16 protein-coding genes are annotated in these 19,434 nt (G+C 63.9%); 4 read left to right on the top strand and 12 right to left on the bottom strand.

Translation table 11 applies throughout. The features are described 5' to 3' along the window. Window positions 1-11: 11 nt before the first annotated feature. From JGU72_RS18745 to JGU72_RS18725, 5 genes are read right to left on the bottom strand one after another with little or no spacing between them, the layout of a single operon-like run. On the bottom strand, window positions 12-1,010 hold the full coding sequence (locus tag JGU72_RS18745; RefSeq protein WP_199685530.1) for an MlaD family protein: 999 nt from the start codon (window positions 1,008-1,010) through the stop codon (window positions 12-14). Next, window positions 1,007-2,014 (bottom strand): MlaD family protein, encoded by a 1,008-nt coding sequence (locus tag JGU72_RS18740; protein WP_199685529.1) that lies wholly within the window; start codon window positions 2,012-2,014, stop codon window positions 1,007-1,009. The genes JGU72_RS18745 and JGU72_RS18740 overlap by 4 nt, the downstream gene beginning before the upstream one ends. After that, window positions 2,011-3,162, bottom strand: a complete 1,152-nt coding sequence (locus tag JGU72_RS18735; protein WP_199685528.1) for an MlaD family protein — start codon at window positions 3,160-3,162, stop codon at window positions 2,011-2,013. The genes JGU72_RS18740 and JGU72_RS18735 overlap by 4 nt, the downstream gene beginning before the upstream one ends. A 4-nt stretch (window positions 3,163-3,166) precedes the next feature. Next, window positions 3,167-4,024, bottom strand: a complete 858-nt coding sequence (locus tag JGU72_RS18730; protein ID WP_199685527.1) for an MlaE family ABC transporter permease — start codon at window positions 4,022-4,024, stop codon at window positions 3,167-3,169. Beyond that, complete coding sequence (locus tag JGU72_RS18725) at window positions 4,024-4,881, bottom strand: MlaE family ABC transporter permease (RefSeq protein ID WP_307828512.1); 858 nt, start codon at window positions 4,879-4,881, stop codon at window positions 4,024-4,026. The genes JGU72_RS18730 and JGU72_RS18725 overlap by 1 nt, the downstream gene beginning before the upstream one ends. Before the next feature lie 344 nt (window positions 4,882-5,225). Between JGU72_RS18725 and JGU72_RS18720 the strand changes: the two genes are divergently transcribed. From JGU72_RS18720 to JGU72_RS18710, 3 genes are all read left to right on the top strand, one after another. Beyond that, window positions 5,226-5,747 (top strand): WKL family lipoprotein, encoded by a 522-nt coding sequence (locus JGU72_RS18720; protein ID WP_199685526.1) that lies wholly within the window; start codon window positions 5,226-5,228, stop codon window positions 5,745-5,747. Window positions 5,748-5,762: 15 nt separating this feature from the next. Then, window positions 5,763-7,901, top strand: coding sequence for an MMPL family transporter (locus JGU72_RS18715; RefSeq protein ID WP_199685525.1), 2,139 nt, complete (start codon window positions 5,763-5,765; stop codon window positions 7,899-7,901). A gap of 98 nt (window positions 7,902-7,999) precedes the next feature. Beyond that, window positions 8,000-9,340 carry an ABC1 kinase family protein gene (locus JGU72_RS18710; RefSeq protein WP_199685524.1) on the top strand — a complete coding sequence of 447 codons (1,341 nt, stop codon included), beginning with the start codon at window positions 8,000-8,002 and terminating at the stop codon, window positions 9,338-9,340. A gap of 7 nt (window positions 9,341-9,347) precedes the next feature. Here the strand turns inward: JGU72_RS18710 and JGU72_RS18705 are convergent, their stop codons facing one another. From JGU72_RS18705 to JGU72_RS18685, 5 genes are all read right to left on the bottom strand, one after another. Then, complete coding sequence (locus JGU72_RS18705) at window positions 9,348-10,295, bottom strand: oxidoreductase (RefSeq protein WP_199685523.1); 948 nt, start codon at window positions 10,293-10,295, stop codon at window positions 9,348-9,350. A 74-nt stretch (window positions 10,296-10,369) separates the two neighbouring features. Next, complete coding sequence (locus JGU72_RS18700; protein ID WP_199685522.1) at window positions 10,370-11,407, bottom strand: hypothetical protein; 1,038 nt, start codon at window positions 11,405-11,407, stop codon at window positions 10,370-10,372. Window positions 11,408-11,440: 33 nt separating this feature from the next. Further along, entirely contained in the window at window positions 11,441-12,214 is a 774-nt protein-coding gene (locus JGU72_RS18695; RefSeq protein ID WP_199685521.1) for a GntR family transcriptional regulator, read from the bottom strand. A 49-nt stretch (window positions 12,215-12,263) separates the two neighbouring features. Continuing rightward, a complete protein-coding gene (locus JGU72_RS18690) occupies window positions 12,264-13,064 on the bottom strand; it encodes an SDR family NAD(P)-dependent oxidoreductase (protein ID WP_199685520.1) in 801 nt (266 codons plus the stop codon). A gap of 17 nt (window positions 13,065-13,081) precedes the next feature. Beyond that, window positions 13,082-14,023: an SDR family NAD(P)-dependent oxidoreductase gene (locus JGU72_RS18685; protein WP_199685519.1), complete on the bottom strand. Its 942-nt coding sequence runs from the start codon at window positions 14,021-14,023 to the stop codon at window positions 13,082-13,084. Between the two features lie 139 nt (window positions 14,024-14,162). On the opposite strand from JGU72_RS18685, the gene JGU72_RS18680 reads away from it, so the two are divergent. Further along, a complete protein-coding gene (locus JGU72_RS18680; RefSeq protein WP_199685518.1) occupies window positions 14,163-15,731 on the top strand; it encodes a flavin-containing monooxygenase in 1,569 nt (522 codons plus the stop codon). On the opposite strand, the gene JGU72_RS18675 is transcribed toward JGU72_RS18680, so the two are convergent. Both JGU72_RS18675 and JGU72_RS18670 read right to left on the bottom strand, forming a co-directional pair. Then, window positions 15,732-18,041, bottom strand: a complete 2,310-nt coding sequence (locus JGU72_RS18675; RefSeq protein WP_307828536.1) for a transketolase-like TK C-terminal-containing protein — start codon at window positions 18,039-18,041, stop codon at window positions 15,732-15,734. It lies immediately after the preceding gene. Between the two features lie 311 nt (window positions 18,042-18,352). Next, window positions 18,353-19,249, bottom strand: a complete 897-nt coding sequence (locus JGU72_RS18670; RefSeq protein ID WP_199685517.1) for a tyrosine-protein phosphatase — start codon at window positions 19,247-19,249, stop codon at window positions 18,353-18,355. Between the last annotated feature and the right edge of the window lie 185 nt (window positions 19,250-19,434).

Here is a 19,434-nt window from a genome sequence, read left to right as displayed (position 1 = left end):
GCGCTTCACCGTCAGCATCCCGGTGTCCCCGCGGGGCACAACTGCGTGCCGGTCACCGTCGCGCCCGAATGGTCGACTGTCACGTACGGGTTCTCGGAGTGCTGGGAGAACCATTCGAGTACTGGGGCGATCTCTGTGCTGAACCGATCGAGTTCGTCCTTGTGTGCCAGCAACTCGACGACCGCTTTGTCCAAGCTGTCGTACCCCTGCTCCAACGTCGGCTCGATCAATTCGTGGAACAGGCCGACGGGAATGGTGATGTGGTCGAACAATCTGCGGATCTGGGAGGCGAAGGTGACGATCTGTTCTCTGCGCGCCGAGAGATCGCGATAGAGCTCGACCAGCTGGTCCCCCGCCCTGCCGAGGCGATCGACCTTGCTCAACATGACCTCGAAGAACTCGGTGCTCACTTTCAACGAACGCTCGAGCTGCTGCTTGCGCGCGTAGGCAATTGCCGAGAGCTCGTTGACGTTCTGGAGGATCTTTTCCAGAGCCTCCGGCTGCTCTTCGAATGCACCCGCCAGCTTCGCAATCGACTGCCGCAGTTTGCCTCCGTCGAGCTTCATCAGCGCAGGCGCGGACTCCTCGAATACCGAACCTAGGTCGAACGGCGTCGTATTGCGTTCACGCGGAATGATTTTCCCCGCGGCATCGCCCGCACCGGCCGGCTTCACATCGAGATAGCGACCCCCGATCGGGGTGAGTGCCTTGATATGGACGGCCGTCTCTTCGCCGAGATGCACTGCGCTGTCAAGTCCGAACTCGACCTCGACGTGATCGCCGACGAGCATCACCTTGCGCACCGAGCCGAGCGGAATACCCGCCACCCGGACCTCGTCGCCGATGCGAGCGTCGCCGGAGGTGGCGAAGTCGGCCCGATAAACGGTCTCGCCGAAGGGAATCACCGCGGCGCCGACCCCGACAAGTAGGGCGACAACAGTGACCATGATGGCAGCGATTCCGACCCGGAACTCGAATCGCCGCTGCTCGTCTGTCGTGCGCGCCTTCATTTGCAGAGTTCCATTCGTTCCGTGCCGACCAGGACAGTTGTCGGGATCGGCAGTCCGGCAAGGCAACTCCACCGTTGCCCGGAGCGCTGATCAAGGAAGAGCCCGTTGAGCGTCGTCGCCGCAAGCGGGACAGCAGCAAGGGTCTGCCGAATCAGCGAAATCGCTACCGATGGCACGTACTCGTTGTAGAGCCTGTCGAAGCCGGGAAAGTTGTCGTAGTAGAGCGCCGAGATCTGATCGACCCACGGCAGGACCACCCCGAGGCCTGGTACCCCCGTGTCGAGCAAAGACTTCAGGAGGTCCGTGTGCCCGTGCACCTGGTCGAGCATGGCCATCGTGCGGTCGATCATCTGATCGAGCAACGGCGCCTTGCCCTCGAACCGGTCCACCATCGAAGCGAGGTTGTCGGCTATCGCCGTGACGATCGGATCCTGATCGGCCGCAACGGAAATGATCTTGTCGAGATCGTCGAGAACAGGACCCAGACCGCGGCCGTCGCCCGAGACGAGCAGCAACAGATTCTGCAGGAAGTCGTCGACGCTTCCGCTCGACACCGTTTCGAAGATGGGTCGCACGGCGTCGAACAGCTCGGATATGTCGAACGACGACTGGGTCTGTTCCAGCGGAATCGTCGATCCCGACTCGAGCCGAGCGCCGGGAGCCTCCTGCTGCAGCAGCGCGAGATAGCGCTGTCCAACCAACGATTGGAAGAGCACGGCACTGACCGTGTTGTCGTAGACCACCTGATCGTCTCGGACGTTGAAGGTCACCGCGGCGACCGTGCCGTCAAGCTCGATGTCGGTGACCTTGCCGACCTGGACACCCGCCATCCGAACATCGGCGCCCCTGTGCAAGCCGGAGACGTCCTCGATCAACGCGGTGAACGTCTGTCCCGTAGTACCTTTGACCGGCGTCCGCAGAACGGTCACCAGCATTGCGGCCATCAGTGCGATCACCGCCGTGGCGATGCCGAGCTTGATCGCCGATACCCGAACCGAGTTCATCGGGGCACACCTCCTGGAACGGGCAGGCCCGGCAGCGGTAGCCCAAGCAGCGGAATCGTCGGCAGTGCGACTCCGGGCAGACCCGGAATCGGCCCTACCGCAGGCCTTCCCACACCCACCGACGCCGGGTCACCGGCGAGATAGGGCATGCTCGCCAAAATCACCTGCAGTTGGAACGACACCGTCCCGTCCGTGTTGCGGACAAATGACTGGTCGACGCGGTCGAGCAAGTGCGGCAATCGGTTGTAGAACCCCGCAATTCCGCTGGCACCGGTCGTGAGCGGACTGGTCATCGAAACAATGGCGTCGACCCACTTGTTCACCCCGCTGCGCTGGCGGTAGATCGCCGCGCCGGCGTCTCCGGTGACGATCGAGATGAAGTTGACGATCGCCGCCTCGTCGTCGCCGTGCGCGACAAGATAATCGAGTCGGTCACGCATCGACCGGAACCCGTCCAGTGCGTCGTTGGTCATCCGCACCGCTTCTTTGCTGAGCTTGGTCACCGAATCGATCGTGGGACGCGGGTCCAGGCCGACCAGCATTTCGTCGCCGACCTCGATCTGACCGAGTTCGATTGCGGTCCGGATCATGTTGGCGATGCCGGCCGAACTGCCTTCGAACATCATGGTTTCCGCGACGCGTCCGGCGGCATCGGTGTCGATCCGGTCGAAAGTACGGGTGATCTTGCGGATCATCGACGTGACGGTGATCGTGCGACTGTCCGCAGGTAGCTCGATAGTTCCGCCGGCTTCGAGCGGTTTTCCCGGCGCGCCGAGGTAGAAGAGCTCGACCGAACTCATCCCGAGCGTGTTCGAGGAGACGAACCGTGCGTTGAGATTCTCGGTGATGTGTTCGGCTTCGTTCGGATCGATCGCGATGCGGAGTCGCTGGCTTTGGGCGCCGAGGGTCTGGACTTCGGTGACCTGGCCGATCCGGAGTCCGTTCATCTTGACGTCGGACCCGGCGACTATGCCCTCGCCGAGCTGTGCAGACTCGATATTCACCTCGAACACGTCGGTGAATTTGCCCTGGGTGTACATCGAGAAGACGAGGGCGATCGCGGTGAGGACGACCGCGCCGCCGACCCCGATGCCCAAGAGCTGCGGCCTTTTCAGGCCACGGCCGGAGAGATCTTCGAATCTGTTCACGGCTTCATCCCGTCACCCTGACGTCGCCGGCGACTCCCCACATCGTCAGCGTGAGCAACATGTCGACCACGATGACCAGCACCAGACTGGCGCGGATCGCGCGCCCCGATGCGACACCGACACCCTCCGGGCCACCACTGGCGTAGTAGCCGAAGTAGGAGTGCACCAGGATGATCAGCACCACGAAGATGACGGCCTTGAGCAGGGACAGGATGACATCGCTCGGGACGAGGAACGCTTCGAAGTAGTGGTTGTAGGTACCACCTGCCTGACCGTGCACGACCTTGATGAAGAACGCCGTCGCGAAGTAGCTGCACGCGAGCGTCGCGAGGTAGACCGGAACAATTATCAGCACCCCCGCAATTACGCGCGTCGTGACGACGAACGGAATGGGCCGCACCGCAGTAGCTTCCAGCGCGTCGATCTCCTCGGAGATGCGCATGGCCCCGATCTCGGCCGTCATCCGGCACCCCGCCTGCGAGGCGAAGCCGATCGCGGCGACGAGGGGCGCGAGTTCGCGAGTATTGGCGAACGACGAAATGAATCCGACGAGCGGACCCATGCCGAGCATGTCGAGGACTCGGAACGCCTCGATGCCGATCATCGCGCCCGTCGACACTCCCATCAAAACGACGACGCCGACGGTGCCGCCGCCGACGATGATTCGGCCGTTCCCCCAACCGATGTCGAGGAAGACGACGCCGATCTGGCGGCGGTAATGCTTGACCGTGTGGGGAACCGCGCGCAGGACTTGGAAGGCGAACGCCAATTGATGGCCGAGTCCGATGAGCGGATCGGACGCGAGCGAACCGAGACGAGCTGCATACCGGGCGCCCGACGGGAGATGCTTGGAAGGAACCATCAGAGTGCTTGCTCCGGAATCCAGATCGACAAGAGTTGGGTGATGAGCACATTGGCGGTGAACGTAGTCAGGACGCCGATCACAACCGCCGCATTCACGCCGTCGGCAACACCTTTCGGTCCGCCGCCTGCCTCCATGCCGCGCTGGCTCGCAATGAAGACGACGAGAATCCCGAAGATCACGGTCTTGGCGATTGCGATGAAGAGGTCGGTCGTCGAGGCAAAGGCAGCGAACGAATTGAAGAATGCGCCCGCAACGCCCCCCTGCATGAGCATCGTCGCGTAGATCGTGCACATCGCGATGAAGATGATCAGGATGCAGAGCAGTGGGCCGACAATCAGCATTGCAGCGACGCGAGGTCCGACGAGCCGATGATTCGGGTTGATACCCATGGTCCGGATCGCGTCGATTTCCTCGCGGATGGTCCGTGCGCCGAGGTCGGCAGCGATCGCAGCGCCGACCGCCCCGCCGAGGAGAATTCCGGACACCATCGGTGCCGCCTGCCGGATCACGCCGAGTCCGCCGGCAGCGCCCGCCTGGGATGTCGCACCGACCTGTGCGGCGAGCGAACCCACTTGCGCCTGGATCACGATCGCAAATGGAATGGCGATGAGGATCGCGGGAAAGAACGCGACGCTCATCATGAACCATGCCTGAGTAAGCGTCTCCTTCCACGGGTGGCGGAGCCGCGTCGCTTCGCTCACGAGACCGGTCGTCGTGTCTGCGACGAGCAGCATGAGCCGGCCGAACGTGCCGATCGAGCCGATGACGGTGTTCCACGCCCATGCGAACAATGCGAACGGCATCCGGATGAACCACGGTGTCCCCGGCTGTGGCCGCCGTAACGGCGAATTCACGACCGGAGACTCAGCAATTGTCACGTGGCTCGCCCCTTCCTTCGCGCTGTGGTGCGCGGTGTCGCCTACGATTTTCGAGCAACCGACGCTGGACTTTCGAGCATCCGACCCAGACAGATGCGCACCGATACCTAGCGTGGTGCGACAATTCGGCTGTCACTGCGCGGCTATCTAATCTCATCAAGGCGTTCGATTCACTATTACTGTCTGGGACAGTACACCCAGGGACGTGGAGATCGCCCCACATGGCGTTGTATTGTTACCCAGGAATGGAGAAATCCGGCGAATTTCGCCGAATGGAGAACACCCGTCTGGGTCGGACTGGCTGACACGCAGGAGGAACGATGACGATGCGCCTCGGGACCGTGATCGCCGGACTGGCGGCGGCGTTCGCACTGACCGCATGCACTGGGTCGAACGTGAAGGACGGGCCGGCGACCAGCACCCTGGCCGCTGCCGCCGCGACGCCGATCTCCGGGGGGCCCACGGCAGGCACAGGGCTACCGCCGGTCCCGACCGCTGCCGAGTTGGATACGCGGATCAGAGGAGTGCTCGACCGTGGCCTGCCCGACGAAGACCGGCTTGCGCTCATCGAAGAGGGTGAGTCCTTCCGGGCCGACGCACCCGATTTATGGAAGGCGATGGAAGAGAACCCCGGCGCGAAGTACGGCGTCAAGGATCCGGTCGAGGACAACGGCGACGGCACGCTCAACGCAACGTTCTGGCTGCAGAAGGACGGTTCGGTGGCGTCCGAACGAAACTTCCAGGTCCAGTTCGTCGCCCTCGACGGAACATGGAAGGTGCGCAAGGGCGACGTGTGTGCAATCTTGCAGATTGCGGACTACCCGTCGCAGGCCTGCATCTAGCGCGGGACGCCGACCATGTTCCTCGCATTGGGCCGGATCGCCTTCACCTTCCGGTACCCGTCGATAGTGCTCGCAGTTCTGCTCATGGGCGGACTTGGCCTGTACGGCATGGACTTCGGAAACCAGCTCAGCCAAGAGGGCTGGTTCGACGACACGAGCCAGTCTGTTGCCGGATCGATCCTCGCCGACGACACGTTCGGCCGCGATACCGACGCTGACGTCATCGCGCTCTACACCGCGCCGGACGGCAGGCGCGTCGACGACCCCGACATCGCGGCCGCCGCGAAAGCGCACTTCACGCAGCTGCGCACGGACCATCCGGACGAAATCCTCAGATACGACAGCTTTTGGGACAGCTCCTTCGCAAAAGACCTGGCAGACAACGACCGTCGGCACGCATTCGCGAGCATCGGCCTCGCGGGCGACGGCGGCAACGAGACACTCGCCAACTACGAGGCGATCAAGGACGACCTCGCAATCGACGGGCTCCGGCTTCAAGTCGCCGGGCTGCTCCCCGTCGCGGATGCGATGCAATCCGGGATGGAGTCCGACGTCGGCCGCGCCGAACTGATAGCGCTTCCGCTGGTGGGTCTGCTCCTGTTCTTCGTCTTCGGCAGTGTCGTCGCCGCGGCCCTGCCGGTGTTCATCGGTGGGCTCACCATCCTCGGCGCAGGCGGCATCCTTCGCTTGGTCATGCTGTTCACCGATGTCAACGTCTTCGCCAGCTCGGTGGTCACGCTGATCGGCCTCGGACTCGCCATCGACTACGGACTGTTCACCGTCAGTCGATTCCGGGAGGAGATCGCCGAGGGGCGAACACCCGATGAAGCCGTGCGGATCACCGTCGCGACTGCCGGTCGCACGATCGCATTCTCTGCATCGATCATCGTCACCTGCCTGGGCGGGCTTCTGATTTTCCCGCACGGCATCCTGAAGTCGGTTGCCTACGGCGCGATTTCGACCATCGTGCTCGCCGCCGCCCTGTCGATCGTCGTGCTTCCTGCGATTCTCGGCATCCTCGGTCGCCGGGTCGACATGCTCGGCCTGCCGTTCCTGCGCAGAACGAAGACCGGCGCCGAGATCGACGCGGGCACGTGGTCGCGTCTGGCGAACTGGGCGATGAAGCGACCGTGGCTGCTCGGCGTGCCGATCACCCTGCTGTTGCTCGCACTGGTGATTCCGTTCAAGAACGTCGAATTCGGCGGGCTCAGCGAGAAGTACCTCGCCGCCGACAACCCGACTCGGGTCGCACAGGAAACCTACGACCAACTGTTTCCCGACCGGCGAACCGAACCCATCCGACTCGTTGTAGCCGGTGCCGACAACAAGGCGGCCGGCGAAATCCGAAGGGCCGCAAGTCGAGTGTCCGGACTGACCGACGAATTCCGCGTAGCCGAGGCGACCAAGAACGGAATCAACGTCTACAAGGCGGGCCTGGACGACCGCGACAATCCGCACAGTGTCGACGACGTGATCACCCAGCTGCGAGCGATCACACCGCCGGACGGAGTGCAGGTCATGATCGCGGGAACACCTGCGCTGGAACGTGACAGCATCAACGGACTGATCGATCGCTTGCCCTGGCTGCTGGGCATCCTGCTGGTGGCTTCTTTCGTGCTGATGTTCCTGGCATTCGGCTCGTTCGTCCTGCCGATCAAGGCGACGCTGGTCAGCTTCCTCAGTCTCACAGCGACATTGGGCGTCGTCACGTGGATCTTCTACGAGGGCCACGGGGCGGGATTGCTCGAGTTCACGCCGAGCCCACTGATGTTCGCGGTGCTGATCCTCATCGTCACCATCGTGTTCGGCCTGTCGACCGACTACGAGATATTCCTGATGTCCCGCATGGTCGAACGTCGCGCGGCGGGACACGACACGCCTGAGTGCATCCGGTACGGGATCGCCCACACCGGCGGCATCATCACCGCTGCCGCCCTGATCTTGATCGTCGTCACCGGCGCGTTCGGGCTGTCGGAGATCGTGATGATGAAGTACATCGCGTACGGCATGATCGCGGCACTTGTATTGGACGCCACCGTCATCCGAATGTTCCTGGTGCCGGCGATCATGCGGATCCTCGGTGACGCGTGCTGGTGGGCTCCCGCCTGGGCGAAGCGACTACACGTAAAGTTCGGGTTGAAGGAATACGCATGAGCCTGCCTGGCGGATACCGCGGATACCTGTTACTGGCGGTACCCAATTCTCCTTCGAGTCGATAGACTGTGTCCTCGACCACAAGGGGAGGCGGGCAGATGAGCAGAGATCGGTTCGGCCCAGCAATGCCCGTCACCGCCCGACGCCGGACCGCGAAACTGGCGACAATACCGGTCGCCTACGCGGGCAGACGCGCGGTCGGCGTAGGCAAGCGGGCGCTCGGCCGCCCGCGGGAACAGGTCGAGCAGGAGCTTCAAGAGCGGACCGCCGAACACCTCTTCGCGGTGCTTGGCGAGCTCAAAGGGTGCGTCGCCAAGCTCGGCCAGCTGCTGGCGATCTTCGAACTCGGGTTCGGCGGTCCGCACAGAGAGGCGCTCGCGCGCCTGCAGGAAGCCGCACCGCCGATGTTGCCGTCGGCTGTCCACAACGTCCTGCGCACGCACATGGGCGAGGACTGGCGGGCGGAGTTCCGCGAATTCGAGGACCGGCGCGCCGCCGCCGCATCCCTCGGGCAGGTGCATCGCGCGGTCTGGCACGACGGCCGGACCGTTGCGGTGAAGGTCTTGTATCCGGGCATCCGTACGGCGATGGAATCCGACCTCGCGCAATTGCGCAGGCTCGCCATCCTCGCCCCTGCCCTCTTCCCGGGAGCAGATACCGACCGTGTCGTCGACGAGGTGACCACGCGGCTGCGGAACGAACTCGACTACGCGCACGAGGCGGCAAACCAGGCAGCGTTCGCAGCGGCCTACGCGGATGATCCCGAATTCCTTGTCCCGCAAGTAGTTGGGCAGTTCGGCGACGTTCTGATCAGCGAGTGGGTCCCCGGCATTCCGGTTGCGCGCATCATCACTTCCGGAACCCAGGATCAACGCGACCGGGCCGCCATGCTGATCTGGCGATTGAACCTGTCCAGTCAGTACCGGTGCGGTCTCGTGCACGCCGATCCACACCCGGGAAACTTCCGTCTGCTGCCGGACGGTCGGCTGGGGGTACTCGATTTCGGCGCCTGCGCGGTCGTGACCGGCGATCAGCAGACACTGCTGCGCGAACTGTCCGAAGTCTTCCTCACCGGCACCCCGCCCGAAATCGAGGCTATGCTCCGCAAGCACGGCGTGATACGCGACGACCGTCCGATCGATATGGACGCCGTCGTCGACCGCATCCGGGTGGTCTTCGACCCGATCATGGCCGCCTCGTTCCGGTTCACCCCGGAGTGGGGGCGAACGCAGGTTCAGGCGGTCACGTCACCGCAGCTGTCGAATGTGCACCGGCAGTTGACGATTCCTGCTCAACTGACGGACTCGGTCCACGCTGTAACCACCAGCATGGGCGTCGCGTGCCAACTGCAGGCACGCGGCGCTTACAGCGCCGAGGTCGCGAGGTGGGTGCCGGGCTATGCCGAGGCGCTTGCCAAGCGCGTGTCCCGCGAGGCCTGAAAACTCGTCATTTCGAGTCCCAGTCGTAGGTTACTCCCGTGCTCGACTCGGACTGTTCCCACAGCTGATGCGCCAGCGCGCGACTGTGTGCGAGCGGGCTGCGCAGCCCCGGGTCGGGGTAACCGCGGAATTGGAGCGGCGGCACCGGTCCGTACGGTCCGAGATACGTGTTGCCGCGAACATCCGGCATGGTCGCCGCATACAACTGAGGCAAGGCACCCATCGAATCCGGCTGTGCGATCATGTGCATCCCGGTCTGCACAGCAGCGGTAACGAGGCCCGACAGGCTGCGCTCGCCCTTACCGTCGAAGAGGTGCGTGTCGGCAAGGCCGGGATGAGCGGCGGCCGAAAGTAGCTGTACCCCCGCGCTTTCCGCGCGTCGCTGCAGCTCTGCGGTGAAAAGCAGATTCGCGAGCTTCGACTGCGCGTACGCCGGATACCGCAGGTACACCCCGCCCCGCCCCTTGGCTGTCGGTAGACCGTAACCGCCCCAGTGCGCGTTGGACGACACGGTCACGACACGTGGCGCCCGCGAGCGCAACAACGCCGGCAGCAACAGACCGGTCAACGCGAAGTGGCCGAGATGGTTGACACCGAACTGAGTCTCGAACCCATCGGCAGTTTCGCCGCGCGGGACTGCCATCACGCCGGCGTTGTTGATCAGAACGTCCAGCGACGAAAAGGAGGTGTTCAGTTCCTCGGCCGCCTGCCGCACCGACTCGAGGCTGGCGAGATCCAACGTGACCAGTTGCGGCTTCGGCCCGCTGGCGGCCTTCTGCACGATCCACGCGGCCTCCTCGGCTTTCGCCGGATTCCGGCAAGCAAGAACGACTTTGGCGCCCTTGGCTGCCAGCGCCTCCGCGCTGCGCAGGCCGAGCCCGCTGTTCGCGCCGGTCACGACCACGGTCTTGCCCCCCTGGTCCGGGATGTTGTCTGCAGTCCAACGACGTGCCATCGTCCACCTTTCTAGTGTTGCGAACATGTCCCGCACCGCCTGCCCCCCTACTGCAGACGGTGCGCCACCCGGCCTCAGACAGCCGACAACGACTTCCCGTCGGCGACACCGAGCAGAATCGCGCCGACCGCGTCCGAGTAGAAGAAGGGCTCGAGCCGCGCACGAATCTCGCGCTCCAGCACGCCGTTTCGCTGCAATGCGGCTACGACCGGCGGCAGGAACCGGACGATCTCGTGAGTCACGTGCTCGTCGCTCAACCGCAATTCACGCAGCAATTGCGTCACACTGAAGGAGCCGTACCGCTCGAAAACGATATCGACGCAAGCGTCGATGACGTGCTGGTTGTATTCCTTGTTTCGCGCCGTCACGACGAGCTCGTACGCGATCAGAACCAGGTCGTGCAGATCCTGCTTCGACAGGAACTCGCGCAAGTTGCCGATCGGTTCGTTGGCCTGCAGGTCCCAGATCTCCATCGCCGCGTCGTGCATCGACCCCGAACGAAGCACATCCCGAACGGCATTATTGGTGCGGCGCAACGCGAATTGCGCGCTCTTGCCCGCGAGTTGCCCGAGCCTGCCTTCCGAACTGCGGACCCGCTCAGTCGCCTCTTGCCCCGATTTGATCAACGATTTGACGCCCGGAATTCGTTCTGCGCGTTTGCGCGTATTCTCCGCGAACTCACCGACGATCCTGTTGACGAACGACGATGCCACGTTCGCCACCAGCGGGCTCTCCAGGAGCCGATCGAAGATACGATCCTGCATGGTGTGCATGAGCAGGACCTTCTCGATCGAGGCCGCGACGTGCTCGCGGTCGACGAGGTCGCCCAGCTGGTAGCTCTCGTTTGCCGACAGATCGTAGATCCCGTCGGCGAACCCGCCCGCGACCTCCTTGAAGACCGGACTCTCCCCCACCACGTCGATGGCGATCCGGATGCTCTCCTTGACCTCTGCGGCATCGACGACCTCGGCGATGACGAGCCTGTCTGCCATTTTCAGGACATCGGCGACCTCGCGGGAGACAACTTCGGTCAGCCTCGTTCCGCTGAACTCTCCGACGACGTAGTCGACTGCCGCATCGAGCAACCGCTCTGCCGTTTCGTTCGAAGTCATACGGCGATGCTAGCACTGTCTCAGACAGTTTGATCAGGCGGACGCGACGTGCCCGACGGCGGGCTCCTCCGCAGGACCCACGAGTTCGTCGAACCGCATGACGACGCGATCGTGGTACATCGCGAACATGTCGTCGAACAACGCGAGTTGCGCGTCCGACGGCGCGGTCCCCGAGTCCCACACAGCGGCGAGCGACCGCCAGACGAGTACGTGCAGGTCTGCCGCGACCGCGAAGTGGGACTCGACGGCTTCCGGAACGTCGAGGATCATCTCGCCGATCGAGTTGAGCAACGCGCGCTGCATCGTCTGACCGAGGGCGCCGAGCAGGCTACGGACGATGGCCAATTCGACGGCGAGCATCGCCGGCTGATCGGGTTCCGCCGCACGCGCCAGCGTCTCCAACTCATCGATAGCGGCACGCAACTCGGAATGATCGAACTCGCCGGCCTGCTCGGTGTACGCGAGCAGCGCATCCATCACGATCGACCGCTCGGCGAGGACGATGTCGTGGAACAGGTCCACTGCGAGTTCGCCCGACGCCATGGACAACCGGAAGAGCCGGCGGTACACATCGACGCCGCCCTCGATGCGCACGTCGCGGATCCGAAAGCCCTTGGCGCGCTGGGCTTCGACCAAACCGAACGATTCCAGGCGGCCGAGGACCAACTGGGCCGTCGCGCGGTTGATCGTGAACTCGTCGGCGACCTGGCGCACCGAGGGCATGAGGTCCCCCGGCGGGTACTCACCGGATGCGATCCTGCGGGCAAGCTCGTCGGCGACGTCGGCGACCACCGTTTTGGCTTCCATTGGCGGGGTCACCTTTCGTCGGTTGCCAAATCGTCTCAGACAGTCTAGGTCATGATCTCCGACTTCGGCCTTCGACACCAATCCGTGTGGCGGCTTCGCCCGACTCGCCGCGGTGATCGGGTAACAAATCGTGCCCGACCCGCGCGATGGCATACCGGTAGAGGCGCGGTGCGATTCGGGACGCGGCATAGGCCGCCCAGGCTTCGCGTCGTACCGGCGCAACTCCCCAATCGAAGTTGGTCACGCGCACGATCTGCGCGGCGACATCGTCGCCCGTCGCACTCCTTGCCGGACAGACGACCGAGACTCCGACGCCGTATCCGGCCATCTCGGTACGCAAACATTCCGAGAACATTCGGATGCCCGCCGCTGCCGTGTTGTACGCCGTGCTCATCGGCAGCGGCGTGTAGGCATGCACCGAAGCGACGTTGACGATCTGGCCGCGACCTTCGTCGACCATACAACGAGCAAATATCCTGCAGCCGTTCACAACTCCCTCGAAGTTGATGGCGAGTTGCCGGTCCCAGGACGGCTTGGGCTGGTCGACGAAGCCACCGGAGACTGCTGTCGCGGCGGCGTTCACCAGTACGTCCGGCGTGCCGTGGCGTTCGATGACCGTGGTAGCGAGTCCGGCCCAGGCCGATCGGTCGGTGACATCGAGTCGGAAAGCGACAGCCTTCCCCTGCGCGCCGACGATCTGGGCGACGGTCTGTTCGGCTGCCGCGAGATCGGCGTCGGTCGCGATCACGGTCGCGCCGTCGCGGGCGAAACGCACTGCGGCGGCCTGACCGATTCCGCTGCCTGCACCGGTGACCAATACCAATGTGGGTCGACGAATTCCGAAGAACATGATGGTCTCTCCCGTTCTCAGCGGACAGCGTTGGCGGCGAAGGACTCTGCGGCGACGATGGCCTGCTCGGGCACGAGTCGACCGGTGATGCGCACGAGCGCCTCGACGCGCTTCGGTCCCATCTGGGCACTGCCCACACGGACCAACTCCGGCGCGAAACGCCCCGCCAGCTCGGCGAACCACGCGTCCGGTCGGACCGGCACCAGACCGAGGTTGTAGGTCACCGCGCGGACGATACCTTTCGCAATTCCGTCCGGGCTGGCGATCCAGGACCCGTACCGCTGAATCAGTGTGTCGGCGACAGCCTGCATTCGCTCTATCTTTTCCGCGTTCGCGTCGTCGAACGACAGGTTCGCAGTGCCGAAGATTCCGGTCGCCGAACCGCCGGGACAGACGACCGATACACCGACTCCGTGCGGTGCGAGTTCGCCGCGTAAGCACTCGGAGAACATCCGGACCTGCGCCTTCGACGTCGCGTACGCGGAGAACAGCGGCGTGGGCAGGAAAGCGGCCCCCGATGCGACATTGACGATCTGGCCGTGCTGCTCGGTCATCATCAGCGGTGCCACCGCGCGGCAGCCGTTTGTCACACCTGCCACGTTGACCGCCATGAGGCGATCCCACTGCTGTTCGGTGGTCCTGAAGAAGGGCGCGATGACGCCGATGCCCGCATTGTTGATGAGGACGTCGGGCACTCCGTGGTGTTCGAAGACGTTCTGCGCCAGCAGATTCCACGCATCCTGATCGGTAACGTCGAGCCTGTGAGCTTCCGCGACGCCACCCGCGCCGAGGATCTTCGAGACGGTCTCGTCAGCTCCGGCCTTGTCGATATCGAGTACGACGACCCGCGCGCCCCTGGCGGCGAAGCGAATTGCGGTCGCGCGGCCGATGCCGGCACCCGCACCGGTTATCAGGACGAGCTTGGGATCGCGGATACCGCGGAACAATCGACCACTCATCTGCTGCGGGCCTCCTCCGTTGGATGTCGCCGCGAGCGTAACACTGTCTGAGACAGTTGTGTCTATAATTCCGAACACCCCCATCGATCCGCGCCCGAGGGCAGTCACCACATCGACGTGAAGACAAAGGAGACCGAAAATGAGTGTCACCCCGGACCACGAGGTTGTCGTCATAGGCGCCGGACCCGGAGGAATCGCCACGGGTGTCAAGCTGAAGCAGGCCGGCATCGACGACTTCGTCATCATCGACCGTGCGAGCGGTCCTGGCGGCACGTGGCACGAGTACACCTATCCCGGCATCAGTGTCGATCTGCCGGTTGTCCTGTACCAGTTCACCTTCGACCGCAGCAAGACGTGGACGAACCTGTTCCCGCCGGGTGCGGAGATCCAGCGGTATCACGCCGATGTCGCGACGCGGCACGGTCTCGACCCGCACTTCCGCTTCGGAATCGAGATCGAACGACAGATCTGGGACGACGCCGGCCACCATTGGACGTTGCACACTGCGCGGGGCGACATCATCACGGCACGGTTCATCGTGGTGGCGACAGGCGGCTTCCTCAATCCGAAGGACGCGCCGATCCCCGGACTCGACACGTACAACGGCCTCATCCAGCGACCCGGCCGGTGGAACAACGAGATCGGCTACCGTGGCCTGCGGGTCGGCATCGTCGGCACCGGAGCCAGCGCCGTCCAGATCATCGCCGAGATCGCTCCACAAGTGCAGTCGCTCACGGTATTTCAGCGGACACCGCCGTGGGTTTTTCCACGCCCGCGTATCCCCATGCAGCGCTTCCCGTTTTCCCTCACGTGGCTACCCGGCGTCGTACCACTCGTCCACTTCGTGGGTGAGATAGGAATCGACATCTTCTCGCAGAGCGCCGCCAAGCTGTCTCCACCGAAGGCGCTGATCATTGCAGGCGGCCGGACGTTCGACGCCGTCGCCAAAGCGCTCTACCGGCCCTACCTGTACTCGCGAGTGCGAAACCGGGAGGCGCGCAGAGCATTGCGGCCGAACTACGGTCCGGCCGCCAAACGGCCGACGTTCAACTCGGCATTCCTGCCAACCTTCGACCGCGACAACGTGCACCTCGTGACCGAGGCGGCGGACCACTTCACCGAACACGGCCTCGTCACCGCCAGTGGCGCCGAGCACGAACTCGACCTCGTCGTCATGGCGACCGGTCACGAAATGTTCACCGAGCCAATGGATTACCATCTCGGCACGATCGTCGGACGCGACGGGTTCGATCTTGCGCAGTTCTGGCGTGCGAACGGTATGCAAGCCTACGACTCAGTGTCGGTCCCCGGCGTGCCGAACCGGTGGATGACCTCGGGTCCGTACGCCGGCGGTTCGACCGGCTGGCACGATCAGGTCGAACGAGCCGCCGACCACGCGATCACCGCGATCAAGGCGGCACGCGAGCGCGGCGCCACCCTGGTCGAGGTGCACAAGCACGTCCACGACGCGTATCACCGCGCGCAGCACAGGTATGTCCGGCCGGCGACCTACTACTTCACCGAAGTGAACAAGCACGTCAACACCTACTATCGAAACTCGCACGGCGACAGCCCGATTGCGATGGTGGGCGGCGTGTTCCGCGCGAAGCGCAGAGCACGGACGATCGACAACGACGTCTACCGCTTCGAACGGGTCGCCGCGGTCACCGAACGGAGATCGGCTGCAGCGAAGCCCGTGTCGACCTGATCAGGCGATGACGTCCAGCGCGGCACGAACGATGCTGTCGGTATCGATGCCGTGGTATTTGTACACGTCCTCGAGTGCACCCACCTGACCGAAGTGCGTCACGCCCAGCGCCACGCTGGCGACCCGATTGATGCCGGAAAGGAACGCGAGCGTGTGCGGATGGCCGTCCAGAACGGTCACCAACGGAGTCGCCCGCGCTGCCGGGAACACCTGATCGAGGATCCAGGTCTCACCGCTGCCGCGGCCCTGCCTTGCCTGGATCGCTTCGAACAACAATCCCGGACTCGTCACGCACACGACATCGGCGGGCACGCCGACCTGGTCGAGACGGTCTGCGGCAACAAGGGTTTCGGTCATCATCGCCCCCATGCCGACGAGGGTCACAACCGCGTCGTCGGTGCGGCGAACGACGTAGGCACCAGCGACGACTTGGCGCCGGCGGCGCTCGCGTGCCGCCGGATCCGTCGGCACGTCCGCCAGGCCTTGATCGACTGGCCGCGTAGACAGCCGCAGGTAGGCCGACGTCCCATCGGGCCTGCCGAGGCGCGCGATGCTTGCCAGCAGTGTCCATTCCGTGTCGATCGCAAACGCAGGTTCGTAGCTGATGCAGCCCGGCTGCTCCAGCCCGATGGACGGAGTCGTAATCGACTGGTGCGCACCGCCTTCGGCAGCGAGAGTCACCCCGGACGGTGTCCCGACCAGAATCGACTGACCGCCTGCATAGATGCCGTAGGACCACGGCTCCAGTGCACGCTCCACGAACGGGTCGTACATGACACCGATCGGATACAGCGGCTGGCCCCAGCGACTCCAGGTGGCACCGAGCTCACCGATCAGGCCGACGAGGTTGGTCTCCGCGATACCGAGTTCCATATGCTGCCCGGTCGGCTTCTCGCGCCAATGCATGATCGTTTCCGCATCGTCTGCAAACCAGTTGCGACGCTCGGTTGCAGACCACACCCCCACCTTGTTGACCCAGCCGCCGAGGTTCGTCGTCGAGCTGACGTCCGGACTGACGGTCACGACACGACGGGCGGCTTCCGGTGCCTCCCTGGTCAAATCGAGCAACACCCGGCCAAGGGCGGCTTGCGTGGTCGCCGTGCCTTTCGGCGTGCGACCGATGTCTGCCGGAACCGCGGGCGGAGCCACCCCGTCGATAGGCTCACGCTGCAACTTGGCTGCGGTGCTTGCGCACAGCTCGCTCGCGGCCGAACCGTCGGGAAATCGACCCCACGGATTCTGCGAGTCCATGCCCAACGCGGCCGCGAACGTCGCGTACTCCTCCACCGTGAGCAAAGACGAATGATTCTGCGGGTGGCCCTGAGTAGGGAGGCCGTAACCCTTGATCGTGTACGCGATGATCACCGTGGGTCGCGAATCGTCGATCTGCCGATATGCAGCCGACAGAGCCGCGAGATCGTGCCCACCGAGATTTCGGATCGCCGACAGCAGCGTTTCGTCATCGAGCTGCGAAATCAGCTCACCGAGTGCGCCCCTCTCGGCTCCTTCGCCTGGTAGCCGTTCTCGGAGCTGGTCGGCTGTGCAGCGCAGCAGCCTCTGATACTCCGGATTGGGCATGTCCAGGATTCGGGTCCGCAACGCCGAACCACCAGGGCGAGTGAACAATTCCTCGAGCAGGGTACCGAACTTGACCGTGATCACTTGCCAGCCTGCGGCGTCGAACATCTTCTCCAGACGTCCCGCCGCGATGTTGGGAATCACGCGGTCCAGCGATTGCCGGTTCAGGTCGACGATCCACACCACCTCGCCGAGGTCGGAAATACCAGGATCGAGAATTGCTTCCCAGATCGCGCCCTCGTCGAGTTCGGCGTCCCCGACGAGTGAGTACTGCCGGCCCTTACCCGCCGCGCCGCTGATCGTGTGGACATAGCGTCGCGCCATGGCACCCCAAATCGGTGCGGTCGCACCGATTCCGACCGATCCCGTCGAATAGTCCACCGGATCTGGATCTTTGGCGCGGCTCGGGTACGACTGCAAGCCGCCGAATTCGCGAAGAGTCGTCAAATAGGATTCGTCCAACTGCCCGAGTAAATAGTTGATGCTGTGCAGCACGGGCGACGCGTGGGGTTTGACCGAGACACGATCGCCTGGCTGCAACTGCTCGAACCACAGCGACGTCATTATCGAGACCATCGATGCACAGGACGCCTGATGTCCGCCGACTTTCAGACCGGACGGGTTCGGGCGAATTCTGTTGGCATGATGAATCATCGAAGTGGACAACCACAGCACTCGCTCGGCAACGGTCGAGAGTGTGCCGGACGCGCCGTCCGCACGATATTCGATGATTGCAGCGTGATCCACGGGAACTCCTATTCGAAACCAGTTGACACCGTGCAACTGGGAGCGCGCAAGCGACTTCGCGGAGTCGTGCGCCTTATGGCCTGAGGACGGCCCGGGCCACCGGATAGGTGGCGCCGAACCCGTCGACGTGCATGCGCTTGATGAAGCGCAGCGAAGGGACTTCAGGTTGTGCAGTCCGCTTCATAATTCGATCAGTGAGTGGAACTATGCGCAATACACGAAGAACAAACTGAGCAATATGCATCGCTAGTCGTCCGCTGCGGGAGTACTGACCCGGCACATTGCACGGGGCTCGGCTACTGCGTGAGTTTCGCCTTCAGATTCGCCACCGATTCCGGGGTCAGCCCGAGCCCGTCTGTGAGGTAGTTATCGAACCCCCCGTAGGTGCGGTCCACCTCGTCGAAGCCGGCCTGCAGGTACTCGGGTGCGACTCCGAGCAGCACGTGGAACATCGCTGCAGCCTCGGGGCCTTTTGCCTGCGCAACCTGCGCAGTGGTCGCGTCGATCGAGGCGCGGGAATACTCGTTGGTCAACAGGTAGTCGTCGAGAATCGTCTGACGAGGCACACCGGCGACCGCCAGCAACAACGCCGTCGCCCAGCCGGTCCGATCTTTACCGGCAGTGCAATGCACGATCTGCGGACCGGATCCCTCCGCAAGATCTGTCAGCAGGGTCTTCAGCTGCGCGCGCTGTTCGGCGTTGGTGACGAACTCCCGGTTGAACGCTGCCAGCAGGTCGGCTGCCTGCTCCGGCGTGCTCAGTGCCGCTGCCGCTGCAGCAAGGTTCCCGTCCGACGCGTCGCCCATGACGTTCACTCGCACATACGCTGCGCCGGGCAGCGGCGTATCGGGAGTCGCGGTCACTTCGGCCGTCGTTCGCAGGTCATAGATCGCCCGGATGCCGAGTCCGTTCAGTGTCGCGAGGTCCGCTTCGTTCGGTGTGACCGCATTGGAGCGGTAGACGACGCCGTGCCGAACTCGCTTGCCGTCCGCGGTTGTATAGCCATCGCCCGGACCGGCGATATCCCGGAAGTTGTCCATCGAGGCGAGTCGTGGTGTGGTGACTGCCGATTCGACGGCCGAGGTCGTCGGTCGATCCGCTACGGCCACAGAGCCGGAACTGTCGGTCGAACCGCAGCCGGCCAGACCGATCGCCACCACTGCCGCACAGGCGGCGATCCCTCGTGCGTTCATCAGCGCTCCGTTCGGATCCGGATCCAACCGCAACCGCAGCCTTCGACCCGGTCGCTACGTCGATTATGCGGGAAGCGATCGCGACACGAACAGCGCGGGATCCACCGTCGTCAGTTTCGTTGTGCGCTCGAACGGGAAGTACTACGGAAGGTTCGGCCATCAGCCCGCCGACCGTTATCTAGGAG

The organism is Antrihabitans auranticaus (assembly GCF_016481275.1).
In the GTDB taxonomy this organism is placed as follows: domain Bacteria; phylum Actinomycetota; class Actinomycetes; order Mycobacteriales; family Mycobacteriaceae; genus Antrihabitans.
Note: the sequence above shows the minus strand (reverse complement) of the source record. Positions and strands in the feature narration are given on the sequence as shown.